The following is a 26,081-nucleotide window of genomic DNA, read 5'->3' on the forward strand; positions in this document are numbered from 1 at the left end:
GAACGGCCATCTCGCGGTGGCTATCCTAGTGGAGGAGTTTCCTTACTCACAACAAATTAAACAAATTTTTTACAAAAAATTCACCCTGCATCACATTACGCCATGTTAGAGGTTACACCTTCCATTGCAAAATGAGTCATACCTAAGGTTAATCCCTCACAAAGCCTACCATTGTTAGCATTAGCCTTAGTTAAACATAATATTCGATCCCTCCTACGCCCCGCTCGATTGTTAAAAACAAGACTGAATTCACACTTCATTCACGCCGTGATTTAACACGGTTGCACAAAGTTGCAACATGCCTGATATTATCAGGAATCAAATCATAATCCCCCTTATTAAAGGAGCCGGACAGCATGGGTAGCACCACAATGGGCGTGAAACTCGATGAAGCAACACGCGACCGTATCAAGGGCGCGGCACAGCGTATTGACCGCACGCCACACTGGCTGATCAAGCAGGCCATTTTTAACTATTTGGAACGACTGGAAAGTGGCAGTGAGCTACCCGAATTGCCAACACCCCATGTGACCCCTATCGCGGAAACGGACGATATTATGCCGCAAGTCACTGAAAGCGCACATCAACCATTTTTAGATTTTGCCGAGCAAGTGCTACCACAATCAGTAACTCGTGCGGCCATCACTGCGGCCTATCGTCGTCCCGAAACTGAAGCCATACCGATGTTATTGGAGCAAGCACGTTTACCGGCCGATTTAGCGCAAGAAACCCATAAGCTGGCCTACTCCATTGCTGAAAAATTGCGTAACCAGAAGAGTGCTAATGGTCGCGCGGGTATCGTGCAAAGCTTACTGCAAGAGTTCTCCCTCTCTTCACAAGAGGGTGTGGCATTGATGTGTCTCGCGGAAGCACTACTGCGTATTCCTGATAAGCCCACTCGTGATGCACTGATCCGCGATAAAATCAGTAACGGCAACTGGCACTCTCATTTGGGGCGCAGCCCGTCGATGTTTGTCAATGCGGCGACCTGGGGGCTGCTCTTTACCGGCCATCTGGTCTCTACTCATAATGAGGCTAAGCTCTCCGGCTCCTTAAATCGTATTATCGGTAAAGGTGGTGAGCCATTGATCCGCAAAGGTGTGGATATGGCGATGCGCCTGATGGGCGAGCAATTTGTGACCGGCGAGACCATTGCCGAGGCATTGGCGAACGCCCGTAAACTGGAAGATAAAGGATTCCGTTACTCTTACGATATGTTGGGTGAGGCAGCACTGACAGAGGTAGATGCTCAGGCTTATCTACTCTCCTATCAACAAGCAATCCATGCTATCGGCAAAGCCTCAAATGGCAGGGGAATTTATGAAGGGCCAGGTATCTCAATTAAGCTGTCCGCCCTGCACCCTCGCTATAGCCGTGCTCAATATGAACGAGTAATGGATGAGCTGTATCCACGGCTATTATCGTTGACCTTGCAAGCACGGCAGTATGATATTGGCATTAACATTGATGCAGAAGAGGCTGATCGTCTGGAAATCTCCCTCGATCTGCTGGAAAAACTCTGTTTCGAGCCAAAATTGGCAGGCTGGAATGGTATCGGTTTCGTCATTCAGGCATACCAAAAACGTTGCCCCGCCACTATTGATGCTGTGATAGATATGGCCCAGCGCAGCCGCCGCCGGCTGATGATTCGCTTAGTCAAAGGCGCATACTGGGACAGCGAGATTAAACGCGCTCAAGTTGATGGGTTAGAAGGTTATCCGGTTTATACCCGCAAGGTGTATACCGATGTCTCTTATCTGGCTTGCGCGCGTAAATTACTGGCCGTACCTAATCTGATTTATCCCCAATTTGCCACTCATAACGCGCATACCTTGTCCGCTATCTATCATCTTGCAGGGCAAAATTATTACCCCGGCCAGTATGAGTTCCAATGCCTGCATGGCATGGGGGAACCGCTATATGAACAAGTCGTCGGGAAAGTTGCCGAGGGTAAGCTTAATCGCCCATGTCGTATTTACGCTCCGGTCGGTACCCACGAAACCTTACTGGCGTATCTAGTGCGCCGCCTGCTGGAAAACGGGGCCAACACATCGTTTGTCAATCGCATTGCCGATGCCACTCTGCCATTGGATGAACTGGTCGCTGATCCTGTTAGTGCTGTAGAAGCCATTGCCGCCAGTGAAGGGCAACTTGGTTTGCCTCATCCACGAATCCCGTTACCACGCGACCTCTACGGTAAAGATAGAGCCAATTCCAGCGGATTAGATTTGGCCAACGAACACCGTTTGGCCTCGCTCTCCAGTGCTCTCCTCACCAGTGCCAGCCAGATATGGCGGGCAGAACCGATGATTGACGCAGAAAGAGATAACGGTATAGGACTTGATAACCTAATAGCGCAAGCCGTTATCAACCCGGCAGAACCCGCTGATATCGTCGGTTACGTTCGCGAAACAACGGATGCTGAAATCAGTCGTGCGCTAGATGCGGCTGGCAGCGCGGGGGCTATCTGGTTTGCAACGCCACCGGCTGAGCGTGCGGCTATTTTAGTGCGCGCCGCCGAACTGATGGAAAGTCAGATGCAAGCATTGATGGGGATACTGGTACGAGAGGCGGGTAAAACCTTGAGTAATGCCATTGCCGAAGTGCGTGAAGCTGTTGATTTCCTGCACTATTATGCTGGAATGGTACGAAACGATTTCTCCAATGATAGCCACCGCCCTCTTGGCCCTGTGGTTTGTATCAGCCCGTGGAACTTCCCGTTGGCAATATTTACCGGCCAGATTGCCGCAGCATTAGCTGCCGGTAACAGTGTCTTGGCAAAACCGGCAGAACAAACGCCACTGATTGCTGCGCAAGCTGTACGTATCTTGCTAGAGGCCGGTATTCCTCACGGCGTACTGCAACTATTACCAGGACGAGGCGACAACGTTGGGGCGACATTGGTCAATGACAACCGTGTGCGCGGCGTGATGTTTACCGGCTCAACCGAAGTCGCTGCTATTTTGCAACGCAGCATCGCAGGCCGCCTTGATCCTCAGGGCCGCCCAACGCCGCTGATTGCCGAAACCGGTGGCCTCAATGCCATGATTGTTGATTCCTCTGCATTGACGGAACAGGTGGTGACCGATGTCGTCGCATCAGCCTTTGACAGCGCGGGCCAACGTTGTTCGGCCTTGCGTATTCTTTGCATTCAGGATGATGTTGCTGAGCACACGTTGCAAATGTTGCGTGGCGCGATGGCCGAGTGCCGGATGGGTAATCCAGAACGCCTGTCTACAGATATTGGGCCGGTGATTGATGCCGAGGCCAAAGCTGGGATTGAGCGCCATATTCAGGCCATGCGCGCCAAAGGGCGTAAAGTTTACCAGGCTGCCCGCACCAACAGTCAGGACGAAACCGAGTGGCAACGCGGTACCTTTATTAAGCCAACATTAATAGAGCTGGATAGCTTTGATGAGTTGAAAAAAGAGATCTTCGGGCCGGTACTGCATGTGGTACGTTTCCAGCGTCAGAACCTTGGCGCCTTAGTCGATCAAATCAACGCATCCGGCTATGGTTTAACCTTGGGCATTCACACTCGTATTGATGAAACTATCGCCCAAGTCACTGAAAAAGCTAAGGTAGGCAACCTCTACGTTAACCGCAATATGGTTGGGGCAGTGGTTGGCGTACAACCTTTTGGTGGTGAAGGGTTGTCAGGAACCGGCCCTAAAGCGGGTGGTCCACTGTATCTGTATCGCCTGTTGTGCAGCCGCCCAGAAGATGCAGTTCTTAAGACACTGGCACATCAAAATATTGAGCAACCACAGAATATGGCTGGTCGCGAAGCATTACAAATAGCCCATCGCGCCCTAATACAATGGGCTGACAAACAACAATATGCTGAATTAGTACCTTTAGCGCAGCGCTATGGCGAACTGGCGCAAGGTGGCACCATACAGTTATTGCCTGGGCCAACCGGTGAGCGCAACAGTTATACCCTACTACCACGTGAACGTGTTCTTTGTCTGGCGGATAATGACACTGATGCTCTAATACAACTGGCAGCCGTTCTGGCAATCGGCTGCGAGATCTTATGGCCAGAACAGGGGATACAAAAGGATCTGTTACGCCAGCTACCGGCGGTAGTGCAATCCCAAATTACCCTTACCCATGACTGGCAAACCGCCAACGTACCGTTTGATGCCGTTATCTATCACGGTGATGCTGATCAATTGCGCACCTTGTGTGAGCAGATAGCGCAAATTGAGGGGCCAATTGTCTCGGTACAGGGCTTCGCCCGTGGTGAAACAAATATACTGCTGGAACGTCTGCTGATTGAGCACTCACTGAGTGTGAATACCGCCGCCGCGGGAGGAAATGCCAGCCTGATGACCATCGGCTAGCTAACTAAGCTCACTCTTTTTCGCACTTAGAGTGCCTGCACCAATAAGGTCCTTCGGGACCTTATTCTTTACGTAGACTCCGGTCGCAACTGACGGGTTATTATTCGATATGTGCCGCATTCCCCGATGTAAAACGGGTATGAAACTATTTTCCTCTGGTAGCCTCTCGCATATTTCACATCACTCTGTTGAGCCTTCCCTGGTAATTAACTCATTATAAATTCAGACAAATGACGGAACTGTATACGCCCCTAGCTTTCTTCTTAGTGAAGATCTTATGTACAACCCTCCTCAGGAGTGATAATAATATTCATGTCTGATAAAAAGATTGTCGATGAGACTCATCAAATTGCTAACCGGCGGGGTAATGGTCAATTACGCCGTGAAATATGGGCTGATCGGGCCGGTACTATCACCCGTTATAACTTAGCCTATATCAATCACCATTTATCACTGGGTGATAATGGTTGCGTAATAGGTTACGACAATGCGCATGGTTTTCACCATCGCCATTACTTAGGTGGCATTGAAGCAGTTGATTTTGTCAGCTTTGAACAGATAGAGGATTGCTTTCAGAAGGATTGGACTTCATTAAGGAGAAGTTAATGGACAAACTGGTCATCAAAACAGCAACGGAAGATGATTTTTTCAAACGAGGCAAACAAGTCGCGGTTCTGGCAGATGCAGGGAAAGCCTTACCTGAAGAACACACTATTACCTTTGAAGACCCATTAGCGATGGTGCGGATATTAAGTGCTGCGCGCATTGTTCTGCTGCGGGCGGTAAAAATGCACCCTGGCTCTATCACCTCCCTTTCAACCCGTTTAAAAAGGGATCGCAGTGCCGTCACCCGCGATGTGGCTATTTTGAAAAAAGCAGGGTTGGTCACCGTCGAACAAAAAGTATTACCGGGCCATGGGCAGATGAAGGAAGTTAAAGCTACCGCGCTTCGCCTTAAGCTGGAAGCCTTTTTGTAAGATGATTTGATAAAACTGGGGGCCCAAAAGTGCCCCCTATTTCGCTGAATTTGGCTATCAGCTTCGCAGTAAATGACTCAGTGATTGTTCAGGAACTTATCAAGGAATAACCGAGTACGCTCATGCTGCGGATGAGCAAATAACTCTTTTGCTGGACCTTGCTCAACAATCCGTCCGTGATCCATAAAAATAGCCCTGTCAGCCACATCGCGGGCAAAGCTCATTTCATGCGTCACAATCACCATGGTGCGTTTTTCCTCAGCCAGTGCGCGGATAGTGTTGAGAACCTCCCCCACCAGTTCAGGATCTAACGCTGACGTCGGTTCATCAAACAGAATAACCTGTGGTTGCATCGCTAATGCTCGTGCTATGGCAACCCGCTGCTGCTGACCACCGGATAAACGGCGTGGGTAAGCATCTTCTTTCCCACTTAGCCCTACTTTTGCCAGCAGTTCACGAGCACGTTTCTCCGCAGAGGCTCGCTTTTCGCCTTTAACAATAACCGGCCCTTCAATAATATTCTCCAGCACCGAACGGTGTGGAAACAAATTGAAGCTCTGAAACACAAACCCGACCTGTTGGCGCAGTGCACGCACCTGACGTTGCTGCTTGCTGATAGGTATGCTGCCATCAATCTCAATATCACCGACACGAATAATCCCTGAATCAGGGAGCTCCAGTAGATTAATACTGCGCAATAAAGTCGTTTTACCTGAGCCACTCGGCCCGATGATCGCCACCACTTCACCGCTATTTACTTCAAGTGAGATACCGTGCAGCACCTGCTGACCTTTAAACTGTTTGGTCAGTTGTTTAATGTCTATGGCACTCATGGCTACTCCTGATCCTGACGATTAACATGGGCTTCCAGCCGATTTTGTAATGCTGACAACAATGTCGCCATGACCCAATAAATCAACGAGGCCGCCAGATACATAGTGAAAACTTCCAATGTACGGGAAGTGACCAATTGCGCCTGACGGAAAAGTTCAGGAACCTGGATAGTCGCCGCCAAAGAGGTATCTTTTACCAGACCGATAAAACTGTTCCCTAGCGGAGGTAATGCGGTGCGCCCGGCTTGCGGCAATATCACCCGATAAAGTGTCTGCCAACGTGTCATACCGATACTGGCCGCAGCTTCCCACTGCCCTTTCTCAATTGACGAAATAGCAGCACGCAATGTCTCAGATGTATAAGCGGCGGTATTAAGTGATAGACCGATCAATGCAGCAGGCATCGGATCCAGTTCAATGCCGAACTGTGGCAGACCATAATAGATCATAAATAGCTGAGCTATTAATGGAGTACCACGGAAAATGGAGACATAGAAACGAGAAAGGAGTGATAACGGCAAGAAACGAGATAACCGCATCATGGCCAACATAAAACCTAATGCCAGACCAAAAAACATCCCCCCCAGACTGAGCTGGAGGGTAAACCAGGCACCTTTCAATAAAAATGGTGCTGAATCCAGCACCAATTGAATACTTTCTTGCATTATTTAGTTACGTCCGCACCAAAATATTTCTCAGAGATTTTGGCCAACGTGCCATCTTTTTGCATCTCAGTGATCGCCTGATTGATTGCCGCTAACAACTCTGGGTTGTTCTTACGCAATGCTACGCCAGACTCCTGACGAGCAAACGCCGGGCCTGCAACAGCAAGAGTACCATTGGTTTTCTTTACCAGATCCAATGCAGCTAAACGGTCAACCAAAATGGCGTCCGTACGGCCTACACGCAGATCCTGATATTTAGTTGGGTCATCATCATAGGTACGAATATCAACACCTTTCAGGTTGTCACGTAACCATTGTTCGTAGTTACTACCCAAGCCAACACCGACTTTCTTGCCTTGCAAATCTTCAGGTTTAGTGAAGTTACCTTCGTTACCTTTCTTAGTCAGCACCTGAATACCAGAAATGGTATAAGGCGTTGAGAAATCATATTTTTTCTTACGCTCTTCAGAAATGGTGACTTGGTTAATCGCCACATCAATACGCTTGGACTCCAATGAAGCCAACATGCCATCCCATTTAGTCGGGGTGATTTTGGCCTTAACGCCCATGTGTTCTGCTAATGCATTAGCAAAATCCACTTCAAACCCAGTGAGTTTCCCATCTTCACCTTGGAAACTGAACGGCGGATAAGTGCCCTCTAGCCCAACAATCAGAGTTCCTCGATCTTTGACCTGACTCAGCAAATCACCTGCAGCATAAGACTTCACATTCAAGCCTGTTGCCAGTGCGACTGCCACCATGCCCAGAACTAACCGGCGACGAACAATTGAAAAACCCATAAATACCCCGACTGTCATGTTTATTTTTTGATATTCAGCACTTTATCAGTGCTGTTAATGGAATAAAGGAATATAAACTAATAACGATAGCTATAAACGGAATAAGCAATAACTAAAGGTTACACCCGTGGATGATAAGCAAACAATGCGGGTGCACCACCGGTGTGGATAAACAGAATTGGACCCTCATCGCGAAACTTTTTCTGCGCAAGACCATCCAGTAAACCCGCCATCGCCTTGCCGGTATACACCGGATCGAGCAGTACACCTTCAAGCCTTGCCAACAGCCCAATAGCTGCCAACCCTTCATCGTTCGGCATGCCATATTGCGGGGCGAAATAATCATCCCACAAGATAATTTCTGCCTGCTCCCCAGTAATCCCCAGGGACGCAGCTAACTCTTGCTGAATATGCGCCACTTTAGGGCGTTGCTCATCGGCTTTACGCGATACGGTCACCCCAATCAACTCGGCATTAGGCAATAATTGTTGCAACCCTACTGCCAGACCTGCGTGGGTGCCCGCACTACCCGATGCCACCACCACCGAGCTAAAAGTGACATTCCCAGCCGACTGAGCCGCAATCTCTAATGCACATTGCACATAACCTAAAGCGCCTAAGGCATTAGAACCACCAACCGGCACCACATACGGCCGAAAGCCCTGAGCCTCCAGACGGGTTGCCAGCTCAGCCAATTGTTGGTTCGGGTCATGTAACCCGTCGCACATCACTACTTCTACGTTAAATAGATCCAATAGCAACCGATTGCCGTTAGTCAGATAATTTTCCTGTGCCGTGCCAATCGGGTTTTCAAGCAATGCGACACAACGCAGCCCCAATTTCGCCGCAACTGCTGCTGTTTGGCGGACATGATTAGACTGAATAGCGCCCGCGGTAACCAGCGTATCCGCGCCCTGACTTAACGCATCTGCTGCCAAAAACTCTAACTTACGCAATTTGTTCCCCCCTAATGCCAGAGGTGTTACATCATCACGTTTGATATAAATTTCACGCCCCAGATAATCGGAGAGTCGAGATAGTTTTTCCAATGGCGTCGGATTGCCGACCAGATCTAGACGCGGAAATTGCGCCAGTTTGTGTTGAAACGTCACGGATCCCCCAGGGAATTAATAAGTCAACTGTTGCCCAACGAACTTGGCGTGTAGGTAGGTACGGATAAGTCAATGTAACTAACCCCTGCGGCTGCAAGTACCAAGAGGAAATATAGATTTATCAGATGTAACACCAATAATCACTTATTTTTATTATAGATGTCGTTGACGATAGCGCAGGGGAATAACGTAATATGCGGAATAAATAGACGATACTCAGCGATTTCAAGCTATAGAGGGCGGCACTACTCAGCTTAATCAAGTCAGTCATTCGAGGGAACGAGGGTAGCTAACACCTCTACAGGGTACAGAATGAAGGGTATTAACCCGGCACGGGGAACCTTGCCGGGCGTAAAATAATGACTGAAGGGTTTCGCGTTACACTCGCGACGCTGTTAGCGAAAATACAGAGTTTTCTCAACTGCCTGAATGCACGTACCAGTCTCAGTAATTTTTTTGCCATTCCAGATACTGATCATATTTACGCAAGGCAATACGATAATTGTTATGCGCCGCATTAGGCAACTCATCAATAATGCGCTGATGCATGGTCTCACTGGCAAACTTTTCGGCCGGATAATTAGTGGCAACCAACATTTCATCCAGACGACGTAGGCGCACAACATATTCGCGAACAGTACTATGGCTCATCTCAGTTTGTTCAAATAAATATTGCTTGAACGCCATAATATCGAAATAACCGGGCGTGCTATTACAATATATTTCGCTGCAAAAACGACATAATGCAGTCAACTCATGCTGAAGCTTTGACCATACTTGATCGTCAATGGGCTGATCCATACCGGAGATAGCTTCTTTATTAATGATTTGTCCACGGAAAACCAACGCCATACGATCAAGTTCTTTATGACAATGTGAACAATGGGTTTGGCCGTGTTTATAATCTTTTAAATAACGGCTCAGTGGCCGTTTTTTTAACTGAAGTCCTGGCATAAGAAGACCTGCATTAATAAAATAGAAACTGTGATATCACTGAGCGGAAGTGAATTAAGAGTCGTTATTCAGGCGGGCGCGTAAGCGTTTTATCGCCTGGCTATGAAGCTGGCTGACGCGGGACTCCCCGACCTCAAGCACCGCTCCGATTTCTTTCAGGTTCAGCTCTTCCTGGTAATACAACGTCAGCACCATCTTTTCGCGTTCCGGCAATGCCTCGATCGCTTCAATCACGCGTTGACGCAGATTTCCTTCCAACAAATGTTGCAATGGATTGGCATCCTCATGCCCTTCCAGCAGGGGTTCGACACTTTCACCATGCTCTTCCCGCCATTCGTCATAGGAGAAAAGCTGGCTATTGTTGGTATCCAACAAAATCTGACGGTACTCCGCCAAATTAATATCAAGAATTTGCGCTACTTCCTGCTCAGTTGCAGGGCGCCCCACCCGTTGTTCAACCTGTTGCATGGCACTGGCTACTTCACGTGCATTACGCCGCACACTGCGTGGAGCCCAATCTCGGCTACGCAGTTCATCTAGCATGGCACCCCGTATACGCTGTACCGCATAAGTGGTAAACGCAGTCCCTTGCAAAGCGTCATAACGCTCGACAGCATTCAGCAGACCAATACCTCCAGCCTGCAACAAATCATCCAACTCCACGCTGGCCGGCAGGCGAACCTGCAAACGCAGTGCCTCATGGCGAACCAAAGGAACATAGCGTTGCCAGAGGGAATTTTTGTCCATCACGCCTTCGGCGGTATACAGATCACTCACTAGACAGGCACCTAAGGGTAAGAGAGTCGTACCATTATCCTGTCAGGTCAGCCAGACAATCGCTGGAATAGGCCTATAAAAGGGCGGCTATTTGGCTTATGCCCGTTAATTTTACTGTTAACCTATTGCAGTCATTGAAAAAACAGAGCGATAAATAGAGATGAAAACCGCTAAAAATAAGCCATTAGCGTCTGGTTTAAACTTATTCCCACTGGAAAAAGTGCTCTTTTCTCTTTCCAGTGAGTAATATAAAAACCCCGCCGCAGCGGGGTTGACATAATGTGGTCTTTCTGGCGAATTAACGCAGCAGAGACAGCACAGTTTGTGGTACTTGGTTTGCTTGTGCCAATACTGAAGTCCCTGCTTGTTGCAGGATTTGAGCACGGCTCATGTTAGAAACTTCAGTAGAGTAATCAGCATCCTGGATACGGCTACGAGCTGAAGTCAGGTTATTGATGGTGTTACCCAAGTTGGTGATAGCTGAGTCAAAACGGTTTTGTACCGCACCCAGGCCACTACGCAGCGCATCAACTTGTGCCAGCGCTTTATCAACAGTCGCCAGTTGGTTATCAGTTGATTTCTGAGATGCAGCAGCATCTTCATTGATCAGGGTGGTGTTGCCGTTAGCAGTACGTGACATGTACATTACTTTGCCACCCGCATCGGTGATTTCATCACCTTTGGCGTTAGCGGTGTATGCAGTGCCGTTAACAGTCAAAGTACTGCCAGTTTTGGTAGCACCTTGTAAATCCAGATCAGCTAAGGTTGCAGCACGGTTGGTTTCAGCAGCTTTTGTGGTTAAACCACCACCAACAACAGAGGCGAATAAAGCGCTAGAAGTTTTCACTTCAGCAGCGGTACCGGCAGGTGCAGTACTGGCTGAAGTTGTGAAATCAACACTTTTACCGTCAACTGTAGCACTGAAAACACCGTTACCATTCGCGTCAGCCGCAGTCTTAACGGTAAATTCCATGCCTTGAGCAGTGAATTTATCACCTGTTGCTTTACCAACAGACGCAGCAGCGATAGAAGTAGCTTCTGCGCCAGCGACTGCTGTAGTTGTGTAAACAGTTGATGCTGTGTTAGCAGCAGTCGCAGTGCCGGAGAATGCACCGGTACCCGCATCAATATATTGTGCTACACCAGCTTTAGTCACTGCACCGCTGTTGATATCAGTTTTATATGCAACACCGCCGACATCAAAGTTGTTAGTCCCAGTAGCTTTGAACTGAGAAGTCAGATCATCAACAGAGGCTTGTTTTGCACCATCAACGTTGAAGCCTTGCAGACCCAAACTTTTTGAGTCGATTTTTTCCAGATTGATGCTGATAGTTTCGCCATCGTTAGCGCCAACCTGAACTTTCATGCTACTGTTGCCAGCCAGAACTTTCACGCCGTTGAACTGAGTTTGGTCAGATACACGGTCGATTTCATCCAGACGTTGTTTAATTTCGTCCTGGATTGATTTCAGGTCAGAAGATGAGTTAGAACCGGTAGCAGCCTGAACACTCAACTCACGCACACGTTGCAAGTTGTTGTTGATTTCGCCCAACGCACCTTCAGTGGTTTGCGCCAGAGAGATACCGTCGTTTGCGTTACGGGAAGCCTGAGTCAGGCCTTTGATGTTAGAAGTGAAACGGTTAGCGATTGCCTGACCCGCAGCATCGTCTTTCGCACTGTTGATACGTTGACCAGAGGACAAACGCTCAATGGCGGAACCTAAAGCTGACTGGGATTTGTTCATGTTGTTCTGAGTCGTCAGAGACAGAATGTTAGTGTTAATTACCGCCATAATGTTATTCCTTAAATGCTGTTGGGTTATGGTTTGGGCTTACTGCCCACGGCTTCATCACCGTCACAACTTGTATCGGCGCTCTTTAAGGAACCTTTAGCCATTCTGTGAAATAATTTTAAATTTAGGTAAAATTATTTTTTCTCTCTTCTTTAATTATCACTCGATTCAATAGGGCAAATAGCGCCCTGTTATCCCCCGTTATTCCAGCCATCATAAATTCCATTTTATGTGTAAACTTTTCAATTCTCTGGCCGATAACCCCTGTAACGACACTTGAATATTAAGGATTAGACATGGCAAGTATCAGTTCTCTGGGTATCGGTTCAAATTTGGAGCTAGGCACTTTACTGGATAAGTTAAGTGCCGGGGAACAAACCCGCTTAACTCCGCTAACCAACCAGCAGACCAGTTATAAAGGCAAGCTTACTGCCTATGGTGTGTTACAAAGCGCCCTGGCTAAAGTCGAAACGGCATCTGCAGCACTAAAAAAAGCCGATACCCTAGCCACGACCTCTGTTAACAGCACCAATACCGCTTTTGCCGCCACTACCAGCAGTGGTGCGACAGCAGGTAATTACACGATTGAAGTGACTAATTTGGCTAAAGCGCAATCATTACTCTCTTCTGATGTGCCGAACGCCACAGATAAACTGGGTAATAGTAACGACAGCCGGACAATTACTATCACTCAACCCGGTCAAGCAAAACCACTGGAAGTAAAACTGACCAGTGAGCAGACCTCGTTGACCGGTATTCGCGATGCGATTAATAAACAAGAAGGTAGTGTCAGCGCCAGTATCATGAAAGCGGATGATGATACTTACTACCTCGCATTAACTTCCAAGGAAACAGGGACGAAGTCAGAAATGACAGTCAGTGTTTCTGGTGATGATACTTTAAACAACTTTTTGAACTACACCCCAAGCACCACCGGTGGTAGTGGCGCTTTAACGCAAAAAGTAAAAGCTGAAGATGCAACACTGACAGTAAATGGCGTATCCATTACCCGTCAAAGCAATACCATTACTGATGCACCACAAGGCGTTACACTCAGCCTGAAAGCCTTAACAAAAAAAGATGAACCTGAGCAACTGACAATTACACGTGACTCCACCGCGACCAAAGCTGCGATTCAAACATTTGTCGATGCGTATAATTCATTACAAACCACGTTTGCTTCTTTAACCAAATATACTGCGGTTGAAGCGGGTAAGGATCAATCAACCAGTAATGGCGCATTAGTTGGCGATGGCACATTGCGCAGCATCCAAACGCAATTGAAGAGCCAATTAGCCTCTGCCCAGGCCGGTGATGTGAAAACCCTGGCAGCGATGGGTATTACTCAAGATCTTGATGGAAAATTAGTCATTGATTCGAAGAAACTTGATAAAGCACTGACTGACCAGCCGAATAACGTAACAGCATTTTTTGTCGGCGATGGCAAAACCACCGGTTTCGCCACTCAGATGGATAACCTGCTAAATACCGCACTGGATTCCACCAAAGGCTCATTAAAGACAGCCACTGATGGTATTAACAAGACATTAAAATCATTAGAGAAACAGGTTACTTCAACCACTGATAGCATTAATGCCACCATTGAACGCTATAAGGCACAATTTACCCAGTTGGACAAATTGGTGAGTTCATTAACCAATACCGGTAATTTCTTAACTCAACAATTCTCTTCATAAAGGATAGAGCATGTACAGCCGATCAGGGGTTCAAGCTTACGCAAACGTAGGAGTCGAAAGTGGTGTAATGAGTGCCAGCCCTCATCAATTGATCGTGATGCTCTTCGACGGGGCGCAAAGCGCCCTGGTTCGTGCTCGCATCTTGATGAGTCAGGGAGATATTCCGGCCAAAGGTGCTGCACTGTCAAAAGCCATTAATATTATTGATAATGGGCTGAGTGCAGGACTGGATATGGAAAAAGGCGGTGAGCTGGCACAGAATTTGTCAGCTTTATATGACTATATGTCGCGGCGCTTGCTGCATGCCAATTTGCATAATGACGAACAGGCAATTAATGAAGTGTCTGCTTTGCTCGAAAATATTGCAGACGCCTGGCGGCAGATCGGCCCCAATTATCAACCTGATTAGGACCTCATTTAATGGAACGTCACCAGCACCTTTTGTCCGAATATCAACAAATCCTGACACTCAGTGAGCAAATGCTTGCATTAGCCACTGAGGGGAATTGGGATGCGCTGGTTGATCTCGAAATGACTTACCTTAAAGCGGTAGAAAGCACGGCAAATGTCACTATATCCTCATGCTCATCTCAGGTGTTGCAAGAGCTGTTACGTGAGAAATTGAGAGCTATTTTGGAAAATGAAATAGAAATTAAACGTCTATTACAGTTACGTCTCGATGCACTCAGTGAATTAGTCGGGCAATCAACCCGACAGCAAGCTGTTAATAATACTTATGGTCAATTCCCTGATCATGCATTGCTGCTGGGTGAAACACAGTAGCGGTCAGTTGCCGAAAACGATTACACCTTTTGTTGTAAAGAAATTACATGTCACTGCAATTATTAACATGCCAATTAATTTTTATTGTCATTGTTTTTAACATGGGATTATATTGACAGTAACAATCACTCATATCGAGCTGGCTATTATTCTCACCCTTAATATTTTTCGCTAAAATAGCCAGTTGCTGTAAATTTTCTATTAAAATGAGTTGCTACTCTGCCACTCAAAGCGTAAAGATATTCTCAGGCTAAAATTGTGAAATGAATATCGATGGAACGTACAATTAATTTTTGCCCCGGTGTGGGTAGCTCGGCACATGTTATTCAACACACAGAGCTACTACTCACCTCCGTCTATATTGAGCATCCATTGCTCATTATGGTTAACCGTGGGTACAAAATCATTCGCTGGGATAATCAGGAATGTATTATACAAGCCGGTGAAATAGTCGCAGTGAGTAGTGGTCAAACAGTTGATGTAATTAATGGCTTATCTGACGACGGACTATTTTTTAGCCACCAACTTCGCTGTGATCCCCGTTTGATTGCTACCTTTGCCAATCATCCAGCATCCGCTGGTCTTGGGTATGTTCCAGGCGTTATGCCGGTACGTAATTTAGCACCTGAATTCATCAATACATTCGGCAATACGTTTAAAGCAATATCTGACATTGGTGATATTCCGCCAACTATCGTCAGACACCGCATGCTTGAATTGTTACTTTGGTTGGCTCAGCGTGGCGTTAAATTTATATTAAATGAAAGTGATTCGTTAAGTGAGAGAGTGCGCCGTTGTTTGGCGACAGATCCATACAAAATATGGTCGGCATCAGAAGTTGCAGACCATATGGCGATGAGCGAAGTTGTATTACGCCGAAAATTAGCTGCCGAAAAAATACTATTACGTGACTTAATGATTGATGTCCGCATGACCAGTGCATTGCGTTTATTGCAAGGTACTGATTGGCCAATATCATTAATAGCCAGCCAAGTGGGTTACGAGAGTGCATCACGTTTTGCTGAACGTTTTCGCAAACGTTTTGGCTTTGCCCCTACCGCCATCCGTGGGCACCATCGCTTACATCCGACAGATAATGATCCACCCCCTGACAACTATCATCGCTATTTAGGTCTGCATGCGTCTGATTTAGGGCCAATATGAGCCTATTGAGGTGATACTTTTAATAATTTCCGATATGGCCTGTTTAATGCCGGTCAGTAAATTCGCTGCATCCCATTCGACTCATCAAGTCCTTTTAACCGCCTAAAAATCGGGCTGCTAAATACTGCTTTTAGATATTCTGCACGTTAAAACATTTTTTTTCTGACTGTGATTGGTTTTTTCATCCAACAATTCCGATGCAATATAAAACAAAGCTTTTACAATCATGCAATTACATACAACCTACTGAAAGATAGGGAAATATGCTGATTATGTCAGTACATTCTATGATTATAAGTAATTAAATAATAAACTTCCGGGATGGCTATGATGCTAAGTAATCTATTCGGGCTAAAAAACCGCTATCCTTTGCATATCCAGATTGCCGCTCTCTTCACCTTGTTGATCGTCTCAATAGGTACCGTCATTATTATTTTTGGTCATAGCCAACTGACTAAATTGACTGAAATCAGCACCAATCGGCAGTATCAAAAAACCGGAGAGGCGATTGCCGCTGAATTGGATGCCGTAACACGACCAATGATAATGTCGGTTAATATTCTTGCCAGTATGCAAATCACAGAACTATCGACCCTTGAACAACGAATGGCCTTTGTCGATAAATTTATTGAAATTCTGAAGCAGAATAGTTATGCCAGTGCCGTGTATAGCGCCTATGCTAATGGTGATTTTTTTATGCTGCGGCGTTTAACGGAAGCTAACCGTACATTATTCCATGCCCCTGAAGATGCCGAATGGATGGTTCAAAGTAATCGTTTTCTTGATAGTTTACCGGAGAAACGTTTTATTTATCTTAATAAGCAGCAGCGAGTGATTGCTGTTATGCCGCGTGAAAATGATAACTACGATCCACGGCGGCGGGATTGGTTTATTCTGGCCGCCGCAAGTCCTATGCTGATCACCTCCCCTATTTATATTTTTAAAGGCACCGGAGAAGTCGGTTTTACTTATAGCCGTCAAGCTGAGAATAAACAGACAATTATTGGATTGGACGTTTCCCTAGCTTCACTTTCGCAATTTTTAATAAAACAAAATCTACCGCCAGGTAGCCAGGCCATTATTATTAATTCCCATGGTGAAGTTATCGCTAGCCTGCCAAAACCTAAAGATAAGGCGGCAGATAACACCAATGCAGACCGGCAAATCCCTGTATTGCAAGTTTTGCTCAATAGTCAAAAGAATAGTCAGACAGCTAGCAACTCACCGGTAAACAATGCTAATCGTAGTATCATGTTTGAAGCACAAAATCAGCGCTGGTTCGGCTCAGTTGTTGAGATTAATAGCAACGGCAATGCCTATCAGTTGATTATTGCGACACCCGCCAGCTATCTGACAGCCGATGCAAATTCTATTCGTAATCACTCAACCTTTATTGCATTTATTCTGTTAATGCTCAGCTTGCCGTTAGTTTGGTATTTCTCCAGAAAAATATCCAAACCCCTTATTCGTCTACGCCAGGACGCGGATTCCATCAGCAATCTCCATTTCGAAGAGCGCGAATTAGAACGCTCTGTGATTGAGGAAGTTGACGAGCTCCACAAATCAATGTCAAAAATGAAATCAACACTGAAGCAGTTTATTTCGATGGGAAATATGCTGACAGCAGAAAGTAATTTCTTCCGGCAGATGCAAGGGCTATTAAGTGAAACCACAGAAATTGCTGCCATGACCGGAGGGATTATTTTTCTGTCAGATAAAGATGAGGGAACCTTCACACCAACGGCATTTCGCTGGAATGGTGAAAATATCCCGGTAGCAGAAATGTCCTCATTACAAATTAAAGAAGACAATCTCACGACTTTCCTGCCGGTACTCGAAGGGAAAACCATTGTAGGAACGCTCAATAAAGATAATATCTTTAGCCAATTACATGACTTCCTACAACCTTATTTGCCCCTCCGCTTTGTTGCCGTACCGATGAAGACCCATGATAACCAATTGCTCGGATTCCTACTGTTATTTAACCCTTATGAGCTAAATGCTGAGCGTGAACGCTCAAAAATTCAATTAGTTAATGCCCTGGTGGGCAGTTTATCAGTTTCAGTAGAAACACAGCGATTATTGCAAGAACAAAAAAACCTGCTCAACGCATTTATTGAGCTTATTGCCGGAGCTATCGATGCCAAAAGTGCCTATACCGGTGGGCATTGTCAGCGTGTGCCTGAAATAACTAAAATGCTCGCCCGTGCCGCAGTCAATATTAAAGAGGGGCCTTTCGCCAACTTTACGTTATCAGAGAATGAGTGGGAAGAGTTACATACAGCCTGCTGGTTACATGACTGTGGCAAGATTACCACGCCGGAATTTGTAGTCGATAAATCAACAAAACTGGAGCTAATTTATGATCGCATCCATGAAATACGCATGCGGTTTGAAGTCTTAAAACGTGAGAAAGAAATCGCCTTCTTACGCCAATATGGTGCGATGAGCGCCAGTGAAGCCGAGCAACAGTTGTTAGCTGAGGAATTACGCCAATTAGATGAAGATTTTTACTTTATTGCCAACTGCAATGTGGGTGGCGAGTATATGTCTGACGAAGCTATCGCGCGTATCCAGCAAATTGCCGCTTACCATTGGACTCGCACATTAGATGATAATGCAGGTATCGCCCAAGAAGAGCGAGTGCGTAAAGCCAGACAACCCGCCGCTCCACTGCCGGTACAGGAGCCGATGCTGGCGGATAAAGATGAACATATTATTTTCCGTGATAATAAAAATAAACGCCCGGAATATTTTGATTTCAAAGTACAAGAACCGAGGTTCCTCTATAACCGTGGCGAAATTTATAACCTCAGTATTCGCCGTGGCACCCTGACAGACGAGGATCGTTATAAAATAAACGAACACATCATGCAGACCATCGTGATGTTAAATAAACTCCCCTTCCCACGAACCATGGCAAATGTCCCAGTGATTGCGGGTGGGCATCATGAACGCATGGACGGTAAAGGGTATCCTTATCAGCTCACCTATAAACAGATGAGTATTCCGGTGAGGATGATGGCCATAGCTGACGTATTTGAGGCTCTGACGGCTGCCGATCGACCTTATAAACCAGGGAAGTTGTTGTCTGAAGCCCTCAATATCATGGTCAACATGGTGAATGAGAATCATCTGGACCGGGAACTGTTTATTTTGTTCCTGCAATCGGGTATCTGGCACGAATATGCCGTTGCTTATCTACAAGCAGATAAAATTGATCCAATTGATATTCCTGTATTATTGCAAAAAATTGGCCACCAGAATATCTCATTGGCAAAGACAGGATAACGACAAGGCGTGTTATTTTCCTGAGTGGTGAGTGTTATTTTTACTCCATTCACCGCTCTCATTTTTACGATAGCTTTGTTTTACCGCACTCCAGGCGACTTTATGGGCAGTCTCTTCATGCGAGTCATGTCCGCGCCGTTCATCACTGTCCTGATATTGATCCCATGCACTGTTAAATGCCGCACGATATATATCTTGCGCATGGGCGGGGAGAACACTCCTCACTGAGTCTGGTAGTAATTCATTAGATTTATAAGGCATAACCCATTCTTTTTTCAGCTAATTACCAATACATAAACATATAACTTACAGCAATAAATAAAATAATAATCCCGATTATATAACCTACCTTTGTCGGAAAAGCTTTCTCACCCGTTTTCGATGAGGGATCACTGTTTGTCTTTCTATTTTCTTCACTCATTATCTAATCCTCATTATGCTAATAGGTGATATGTACCTAAATGAAGCATTCTTTTTTAAATAGATGAATAATAAATATAGCAGTGATAGTGGTCAGATAATTCTCAATTGTAAAAAAACATCAGCAACAAACAGAGTGTGCAGCAGCTAGAATTAGCGCTATGATTTTTAACTTTCTACTTATATATTTTATTACTTAGATAACAGGGGGCTGTCGGGCATGTTCTATCATTACGGTGAAACAGAAATTAACCATCTCAAACGGCGTGATAAAAAGATGGCCGCAGCCATCGAACGGCTGGGGATGATAACTCGCCCGCTATCCCCTGATTTATTTGCTGCATTGATCAGAAATATCGTTGACCAACAAATTTCGGTCAAGGCGGCACTAACGGTCAACTCACGGTTGGTCGCATTGCTCGGGGTCGTGACGCCAATAACTGTCGCAACTGCAACGGTAGAGGCTATTCAAGGGTGTGGTATGACGATGAGGAAAGCGGGATACATTAAAGGTGCTGCAGATGCTGCACTTAATGGCACGCTGGATTTATCTGCTATTTCTCTGCTGCCCGATAACGACGTTATTGCACAGCTATCAAACCTCAACGGTGTTGGCATCTGGACCGCAGAAATGTTATTGATCTCCTCACTTGCACGACCCGATGTCGTCAGTTGGGGAGATTTAGCGATCCGGCGCGGCATGATGAATCTATATGGCCATAAAACGCTGCCACGAGAACGCTTTGAGCGTTACCGCCGCCGTTACACACCCTATGGAACAACGGCATCCCTCTATCTATGGGCACTGTCACATGAGACGGTATAAGTAGCCTCACACCCCCATATTCATTACATCTTGATAAGCCGCAACTAACTTATTACGAACTTGAATGCCCAGTTGTAAAGATACTGATGATTTTTGCATATCTACCATCACATCATTCAGGCCAACACCGGGCACACCCAATTCAAAATTCTGTGCCTGAGTGCGGGCATGCTCTTGGTTTTCACTGATTTTGCCGATGGCCGCTTTCAACTCACTGGCGAAACCGGCCTCTGCTGGCAACATCTTTGCAGAACCGGATGCCTGCAATGCAGTGACCTGCAACTGCTGTAAAACCCCTTCAATACCTTGAACAGACATGCTCATCCTCAAACGATGTAATGGGTCAAATAACAACATGGAAAGTGAGTCCGTAAATGCAGTTATTCACCATTCGCCACGTGTCACTATTTTCAGGATGACACCCTAACACATCATTTTTGGACTAAAGCCGCTAATTAGACACAAAAATACCGGCTTATTGAGCCATCGAATTCATCACTTACAGCAAATAATGGCATGCCCATAAAAGGGGAGATCAGCTATTGATGCTTTATCGCTCACAGCACTTGGGAGTCTGTTTTGTTTCGACACATTAGTTACATAAAAAATACTAACTCAAACGTTGTTCAGCTTGGCCAAGGACGTGTATGAATGCCTCGATAACTGGCGGTGAAAATCGTGAAAATGTTTTTACGACAACACTGGCACGCCTACGCGCGAATCCAAAAATCCCACTGCTGATTGCTGCGGCTGCGGCCGTCGCTATTATTGTCGCGCTGATGTTATGGGCTAAAAGCCCGGATTATCGCGTCCTTTATAGCAACCTAAATGATCGTGACGGTGGCGATATCGTTACGCAACTGACACAACTGAATATCCCTTATCGCTTCGCGGATAATGGTGGCGCGTTGTTGGTCCCGGCAGATAAGGTGCATGAAACCCGTCTGCGTCTGGCCCAACAAGGCTTGCCTAAAGGCGGTGCGGTAGGTTTTGAACTGCTGGACCAGGAAAAATTTGGCATCAGCCAGTTCAGTGAACAAGTTAACTATCAACGGGCATTGGAAGGTGAACTGGCGCGCACTATTGGCACCCTCGGGCCAGTGATGAATGTGCGTGTTCACTTGGCAATGCCAAAACCTTCTCTCTTTGTTCGGGAACAAAAGTCTCCCACCGCCTCTGTAACACTCGCATTGCAACCAGGTCGTGCCCTTGATGATGGTCAGATTAACGCCATCGTATATATGGTCTCCAGTAGCGTGGCCGGTTTACCGCCGGGTAACGTGACTGTCGTTGACCAAACCGGCCGTTTGTTGACGCAATCCGACAGTGCGGGCCGTGATTTAAACGCCGCACAACTCAAATTTACTAACGAAGTTGAAAATCGCTTCCAACGTCGCATTGAAACCATACTCGCCCCGATGGTCGGTAGCGGTAATGTGCATGCGCAGGTCACGGCTCAAGTTGATTTTGCCAGCCGTGAACAGACCGATGAAGAGTATAAGCCTAATCAGGCCGCCGACAAAGGCGCGGTCCGCTCACAGCAAGTTAGCACCAGTGAACAGCTGGGGGGAACCAATGTCGGTGGTGTTCCGGGGGCATTATCCAATCAGCCATCTGCCACACCGGTCGCACCGATTGAAACCCCAGCAGCGACACCTGCTGCCGGTGCTGCTGGTGCTGCTGGTGCCACGGCCAACAATGCCAACGCGGCTAATCGTCCGGCCACTGCCGCTAAATCGACAGCGACATCAAGCAACAGCCGCCACGACCAAACCACTAACTTTGAAGTTGACCGCACAATCCGTCATACCCAGCAACAAGCTGGCATGGTGCAGCGCCTCTCGGTTGCCGTTGTTGTTAATTACGGCAGTGATAAGGCGGGCAAGCCAGTTGCGCTGACCAAAGATCAATTGGCACAAGTGGAATCCCTGACACGCGAGGCGATGGGCTTCTCTACTGATCGTGGCGACACATTAAATGTGGTGAATACACCATTTAACGCCACCGATGATGCCAGCGGTAACACACTGCCCTTCTGGCAACAACAATCGTTCTTTGATCAGATGTTAAATGCTGGTCGTTATCTGCTTATCTTGCTGGTGGCATGGATCTTATGGCGCAAATTAGTGCGCCCTATGGTCGCTAAGAAACAAGTTGCTGATAAGGCTGCGGCATCGGTCAATAACATTGTCCAGACTGCGGTAGCGTCTGAAAATGCCAAACAGAGTAAAGAAGAGCTGGCCTTACGTAAGAAAAATCAGCAGCGAGTGAGTGCTGAAGTTCAGGCCCAGCGTATACGCGAACTTGCGGATAAAGACCCACGTGTTGTCGCGCTGGTTATCCGTCAATGGATGAGTAATGACCAATGAGCCTGACCGGAACTGAAAAAAGCGCCATCATGCTGATGACTCTGGGTGAAGACCATGCCGCCGAGGTGTTTAAACACCTCTCCTCGCGCGAAGTGCAGCAACTCAGTACCACCATGGCCAGTATGCGTCAGGTTTCTCACCAGCAACTGATTGATGTATTGGCTGAATTTGAAGACGATGCCGAGCAATATGCCGCACTGAGCGTGAACGCCAGTGATTACCTGCGCAGTGTGCTGATAAAAGCCCTGGGGGAAGAGCGCGCATCCAGCTTGTTGGAAGATATTCTGGAATCGCGCGAAACCACCAGTGGCATGGAAACGCTCAACTTTATGGAGCCGCAGATGGCGGCCGACCTGATCCGCGACGAACATCCGCAGATTATCGCCACCATCCTGGTCCATCTGAAACGCGCTCAGGCCGCCGATATACTGGCGCTGTTCGACGAGCGCCTGCGCAACGATGTGATGTTGCGTATCGCCACCTTTGGTGGTGTCCAGCCCGCCGCATTGGCTGAGTTGACCGAAGTATTGAACAACCTGCTCGATGGCCAGAACCTCAAACGCAGCAAAATGGGCGGTATCCGCACAGCGGCCGAGATTATCAACCTGATGAAAACACAACAGGAAGAGACGGTCATGGATGCAGTGCGCGAATACGACGGCGAATTGGCTCAAAAAATTATCGACGAAATGTTCCTGTTCGAGAATTTGGTCAGTGTCGACGACCGCAGCATTCAGCGTTTACTGCAAGAGATAGACAACGAATCACTGTTGATCGCCCTGAAAGGTGCCGATCAAGCATTGCGCGAGCGTTTCCTCAGCAACATGTCATTGCGTGCAGCAGAAATCTTGCGCGACGATCTGGCAACCCGTGGACCGGTACGTATGTCACTGGTCGAAAACGAACAGAAAGCCATCTTGCTTATCGTCCGTCGTCTGGCGGAAAGCGGCGAGATAGTCATTGGTGGTGGCGAGGATATCTATGTCTGACAGGATAAATGCCCTGCCCTGGCAACCTTGGTCACTCAACGACTTTGCCACTACATCGGATACTACTCCGCCAGCGGCTGCGCCGGATATCAGTATGCTGTTTACTGATGAACCGGATACGGGTAGCGATAGTGAATCAACCGGGGTCAGTGAGCAGCAAGCGCTGGTAAATCTGCAACTCGAAGCCGAGAAGCAGGGCCGCCAACAAGGGTTCGCTAAAGGGTTACAAGAAGGGTTGGATAAAGGTTACCAGACCGGTCTGGAGGAAGGTCATCAACAGGCACTGGCCGATGCTCAAAAGCAATTGGCCCCGATGACTGCCCACTGGCAACTGATGGTGAACGACTTCCAAAGTACCCTTGATGCACTCGACAGCGTGATAGCCTCGCGGTTAATGCAAATGGCCCTGGCCGCCGCGAAACAAATTCTCGGGCAACCTGCAATCTGCGATGGCACGGCATTATTGGCCCAAATCCAACAACTGATTCAGCAGGAACCGATGTTCACCGGTAAGCCACAACTGCGGGTTAATCCCGATGATCTGGCTGTCGTCGAGCAACGCTTAGGCAGCACCTTAAGTCTGCATGGCTGGCGCTTGCTGGGTGATAGTCAAATTCATCCGGGTGGCTGCAAAGTCAGCGCCGAAGAAGGTGATCTGGATGCCAGTTTGGCGACCCGCTGGCATGAGTTGTGCCGCCTCGCCGCGCCGGGAGAATTATGATGACCGCGCGCCTTGGTCGTTGGCTCGCCTCTTTAGATAAATTCGAAGAGCGCATCAGCCAGTCAACCACTATCCGCCGCTACGGACGGTTGACTCGCGCCACCGGTTTAGTCTTGGAAGCCACAGGGTTACAACTGCCATTGGGCGCAACTTGTCTGATTGAGCGCCACGATAACGGCGAAGTGCAGGAAGTTGAAAGTGAAGTGGTCGGTTTTAACGGCCATCGCCTGTTTCTGATGCCGTTGGAAGAAGTCGAAGGCATTGTGCCAGGAGCCAGAGTCTATGCCCGGGTGACCACCGGTGGTGCTTCAGCCAGTAAACAACTGCCGCTCGGCCCGGAACTCCTGGGGCGAGTATTGGATGGCAGTGCCAAACCGCTTGATGGTCTACCTGCACCAGAAACCAGTTATCGCGCCCCACTGATCACCCCGCCAATCAATCCATTGCAACGTACCGCGATTGTGCAGGTACTCGATGTCGGTGTGCGGACGATTAATGCCCTACTCACCGTTGGCCGTGGGCAACGTATGGGTCTGTTCGCCGGCTCTGGGGTAGGTAAAAGTGTGCTGCTCGGCATGATGGCACGTTATACCCAAGCAGATGTCATTGTGGTGGGTCTGATTGGCGAACGTGGCCGTGAAGTAAAAGACTTTATCGAGAATATTTTAGGGCCGGAAGGCCGTGCTCGTTCGGTAGTGATAGCCGCTCCTGCCGACGTATCGCCATTACTGCGTATGCAAGGTGCCGCTTATGCAACTCGCATTGCAGAAGATTTCCGTGACCGTGGTCAGCACGTATTGCTGATTATGGACTCGCTGACTCGCTATGCCATGGCGCAACGTGAAATTGCGTTGGCCATCGGCGAACCACCGGCAACCAAGGGTTATCCACCCTCCGTATTCGCTAAATTACCGGCGCTGGTGGAGCGTGCGGGTAACGGTGTCACCGGCGGTGGCTCGATTACTGCATTTTATACCGTATTAACCGAAGGCGATGACCAGCAAGACCCGATTGCAGACTCGGCACGCGCCATTCTCGACGGCCATGTGGTGTTATCACGCCGTCTGGCTGAATCTGGCCACTATCCGGCCATCGATATTGAAGCATCGATCAGTCGTGCCATGACATCACTGATCGATGAGAACCATTACAGTCAAGTTCGCCAGTTTAAACAACTACTTGCCAGTTATCAGCGTAACCGAGACTTGGTCAGTGTGGGTGCCTATGCCGCCGGTAGTGATCCGCTATTGGATAAGGCCATTGCTCTTTACCCGCAAATGGAAATCTTCTTACAGCAAGGCATGTTCGAACGCAGCAGTTACGACGATGCATGCCAGCATCTGAAGAGTCTGTTTCCGGGTTGATAGCCAGTGACTCAAGCCACCGCCCCTGTCGTATACCCAAAGAAATTGGCGTGGCAGGTAGGCAGCAAGTGAATGACAAATCGGTCGGGAACCGATTTGAACAGCATTTATGCTAGCCCGTAGGATGAGCCTCATTAATCCCAATGAGCTTACACAGTCAAGTAATTTGGGTAAGTGAACGTAGCCAACAACCCTGCGGCT

The 26,081-nt window shown here is 47.5% G+C and carries 23 protein-coding genes; 13 read left to right on the plus strand and 10 right to left on the minus strand.

Features of this window, described 5'->3' with window-relative positions:
* The first annotated feature begins 356 nt into the window (after nucleotides 1-356).
* The 3 genes from putA to A6J66_007425 all read left to right on the plus strand — a co-directional run bounded on the left by putA (nucleotide 357) and on the right by A6J66_007425 (nucleotide 5,323).
* A complete protein-coding gene (gene putA / locus A6J66_007415) occupies nucleotides 357-4,346 on the plus strand; it encodes a trifunctional transcriptional regulator/proline dehydrogenase/L-glutamate gamma-semialdehyde dehydrogenase (GenBank protein ID PNM24040.1) in 3,990 nt (1,329 codons plus the stop codon).
* A gap of 312 nt (nucleotides 4,347-4,658) precedes the next feature.
* On the plus strand, nucleotides 4,659-4,952 hold the full coding sequence (locus tag A6J66_007420; GenBank protein ID PNM24041.1) for a hypothetical protein: 294 nt from the start codon (nucleotides 4,659-4,661) through the stop codon (nucleotides 4,950-4,952).
* Entirely contained in the window at nucleotides 4,952-5,323 is a 372-nt protein-coding gene (locus A6J66_007425; GenBank protein ID PNM24042.1) for a MarR family transcriptional regulator, read from the plus strand. Before A6J66_007420 ends, A6J66_007425 begins: the two co-directional genes overlap by 1 nt.
* Before the next feature lie 77 nt (nucleotides 5,324-5,400).
* Here A6J66_007425 and A6J66_007430 read toward each other — a convergent pair whose 3' ends face one another.
* The 7 genes from A6J66_007430 to A6J66_007460 all read right to left on the minus strand — a co-directional run bounded on the left by A6J66_007430 (nucleotide 5,401) and on the right by A6J66_007460 (nucleotide 12,256).
* Nucleotides 5,401-6,156 carry an L-cystine ABC transporter ATP-binding protein YecC gene (locus tag A6J66_007430; GenBank protein PNM24043.1) on the minus strand — a complete coding sequence of 252 codons (756 nt, stop codon included), beginning with the start codon at nucleotides 6,154-6,156 and terminating at the stop codon, nucleotides 5,401-5,403.
* Nucleotides 6,157-6,158: 2 nt separating this feature from the next.
* The gene (locus A6J66_007435) at nucleotides 6,159-6,821 is read right to left on the minus strand and encodes an amino acid ABC transporter permease (GenBank protein ID PNM24044.1); all 663 of its coding nucleotides are present in this window, start codon (nucleotides 6,819-6,821) and stop codon (nucleotides 6,159-6,161) included.
* Nucleotides 6,821-7,621: a cystine ABC transporter substrate-binding protein gene (locus A6J66_007440; GenBank protein ID PNM24045.1), complete on the minus strand. Its 801-nt coding sequence runs from the start codon at nucleotides 7,619-7,621 to the stop codon at nucleotides 6,821-6,823. Before A6J66_007440 ends, A6J66_007435 begins: the two co-directional genes overlap by 1 nt.
* Nucleotides 7,622-7,740: 119 nt before the next feature.
* The gene (locus A6J66_007445) at nucleotides 7,741-8,733 is read right to left on the minus strand and encodes a D-cysteine desulfhydrase (protein ID PNM24046.1); all 993 of its coding nucleotides are present in this window, start codon (nucleotides 8,731-8,733) and stop codon (nucleotides 7,741-7,743) included.
* Nucleotides 8,734-9,177: 444 nt separating this feature from the next.
* Nucleotides 9,178-9,687 carry a flagellar regulatory protein FliZ gene (locus A6J66_007450; protein ID PNM24047.1) on the minus strand — a complete coding sequence of 170 codons (510 nt, stop codon included), beginning with the start codon at nucleotides 9,685-9,687 and terminating at the stop codon, nucleotides 9,178-9,180.
* A gap of 54 nt (nucleotides 9,688-9,741) precedes the next feature.
* Nucleotides 9,742-10,464, minus strand: coding sequence for an RNA polymerase sigma factor FliA (gene fliA / locus A6J66_007455; protein ID PNM24048.1), 723 nt, complete (start codon nucleotides 10,462-10,464; stop codon nucleotides 9,742-9,744).
* A 298-nt stretch (nucleotides 10,465-10,762) separates the two neighbouring features.
* Entirely contained in the window at nucleotides 10,763-12,256 is a 1,494-nt protein-coding gene (locus tag A6J66_007460) for a flagellin FliC (protein ID PNM24049.1), read from the minus strand.
* A gap of 296 nt (nucleotides 12,257-12,552) precedes the next feature.
* On the opposite strand from A6J66_007460, the gene A6J66_007465 reads away from it, so the two are divergent.
* The 5 genes from A6J66_007465 to A6J66_007485 all read left to right on the plus strand — a co-directional run bounded on the left by A6J66_007465 (nucleotide 12,553) and on the right by A6J66_007485 (nucleotide 19,191).
* Nucleotides 12,553-13,953, plus strand: a complete 1,401-nt coding sequence (locus A6J66_007465; protein ID PNM24050.1) for a flagellar filament capping protein FliD — start codon at nucleotides 12,553-12,555, stop codon at nucleotides 13,951-13,953.
* Nucleotides 13,954-13,963: 10 nt separating this feature from the next.
* On the plus strand, nucleotides 13,964-14,362 hold the full coding sequence (gene fliS, locus A6J66_007470) for a flagella export chaperone FliS (GenBank protein PNM24051.1): 399 nt from the start codon (nucleotides 13,964-13,966) through the stop codon (nucleotides 14,360-14,362).
* Nucleotides 14,363-14,373: 11 nt separating this feature from the next.
* Nucleotides 14,374-14,736, plus strand: a complete 363-nt coding sequence (locus A6J66_007475) for a flagella biosynthesis regulatory protein FliT (protein PNM24052.1) — start codon at nucleotides 14,374-14,376, stop codon at nucleotides 14,734-14,736.
* Between the two features lie 273 nt (nucleotides 14,737-15,009).
* Complete coding sequence (locus A6J66_007480; protein PNM24053.1) at nucleotides 15,010-15,900, plus strand: AraC family transcriptional regulator; 891 nt, start codon at nucleotides 15,010-15,012, stop codon at nucleotides 15,898-15,900.
* A 330-nt stretch (nucleotides 15,901-16,230) separates the two neighbouring features.
* Nucleotides 16,231-19,191, plus strand: a complete 2,961-nt coding sequence (locus A6J66_007485; protein PNM26923.1) for a metal-dependent phosphohydrolase — start codon at nucleotides 16,231-16,233, stop codon at nucleotides 19,189-19,191.
* Nucleotides 19,192-19,203: 12 nt separating this feature from the next.
* On the opposite strand, the gene chaB is transcribed toward A6J66_007485, so the two are convergent.
* Nucleotides 19,204-19,452 (minus strand): cation transport regulator, encoded by a 249-nt coding sequence (chaB, locus tag A6J66_007490; GenBank protein ID PNM24054.1) that lies wholly within the window; start codon nucleotides 19,450-19,452, stop codon nucleotides 19,204-19,206.
* A gap of 379 nt (nucleotides 19,453-19,831) precedes the next feature.
* Between chaB and A6J66_007495 the strand changes: the two genes are divergently transcribed.
* Nucleotides 19,832-20,437 carry a DNA-3-methyladenine glycosylase 2 family protein gene (locus A6J66_007495; protein ID PNM24055.1) on the plus strand — a complete coding sequence of 202 codons (606 nt, stop codon included), beginning with the start codon at nucleotides 19,832-19,834 and terminating at the stop codon, nucleotides 20,435-20,437.
* Nucleotides 20,438-20,443: 6 nt separating this feature from the next.
* On the opposite strand, the gene A6J66_007500 is transcribed toward A6J66_007495, so the two are convergent.
* Nucleotides 20,444-20,755 carry a flagellar hook-basal body complex protein FliE gene (locus A6J66_007500; GenBank protein ID PNM24056.1) on the minus strand — a complete coding sequence of 104 codons (312 nt, stop codon included), beginning with the start codon at nucleotides 20,753-20,755 and terminating at the stop codon, nucleotides 20,444-20,446.
* A 329-nt stretch (nucleotides 20,756-21,084) separates the two neighbouring features.
* On the opposite strand from A6J66_007500, the gene A6J66_007505 reads away from it, so the two are divergent.
* Genes A6J66_007505 through fliI form a run of 4 tightly spaced genes read left to right on the plus strand, consistent with a single transcriptional unit; the run spans nucleotide 21,085 to nucleotide 25,880 of the window.
* A complete protein-coding gene (locus tag A6J66_007505; protein PNM24057.1) occupies nucleotides 21,085-22,806 on the plus strand; it encodes a flagellar basal body M-ring protein FliF in 1,722 nt (573 codons plus the stop codon).
* A complete protein-coding gene (locus tag A6J66_007510) occupies nucleotides 22,803-23,795 on the plus strand; it encodes a flagellar motor switch protein FliG (protein ID PNM24058.1) in 993 nt (330 codons plus the stop codon). The genes A6J66_007505 and A6J66_007510 overlap by 4 nt, the downstream gene beginning before the upstream one ends.
* On the plus strand, nucleotides 23,788-24,516 hold the full coding sequence (locus A6J66_007515) for a flagellar assembly protein FliH (protein PNM24059.1): 729 nt from the start codon (nucleotides 23,788-23,790) through the stop codon (nucleotides 24,514-24,516). Before A6J66_007510 ends, A6J66_007515 begins: the two co-directional genes overlap by 8 nt.
* Nucleotides 24,516-25,880 carry a flagellum-specific ATP synthase FliL gene (fliI, locus tag A6J66_007520; protein PNM24060.1) on the plus strand — a complete coding sequence of 455 codons (1,365 nt, stop codon included), beginning with the start codon at nucleotides 24,516-24,518 and terminating at the stop codon, nucleotides 25,878-25,880. The genes A6J66_007515 and fliI overlap by 1 nt, the downstream gene beginning before the upstream one ends.
* On the opposite strand, the gene A6J66_007525 is transcribed toward fliI, so the two are convergent.
* On the minus strand, nucleotides 25,806-26,015 hold the full coding sequence (locus A6J66_007525) for a hypothetical protein (GenBank protein ID PNM24061.1): 210 nt from the start codon (nucleotides 26,013-26,015) through the stop codon (nucleotides 25,806-25,808). The two genes, fliI and A6J66_007525, sit on opposite strands and share 75 nt — an antisense overlap.
* Nucleotides 26,016-26,081 lie beyond the last annotated feature (66 nt).

The sequence above is a fragment of the Yersinia enterocolitica genome (genome assembly GCA_002082245.2).
In the GTDB taxonomy this organism is placed as follows: Bacteria; Pseudomonadota; Gammaproteobacteria; order Enterobacterales; family Enterobacteriaceae; genus Yersinia; species Yersinia enterocolitica_E.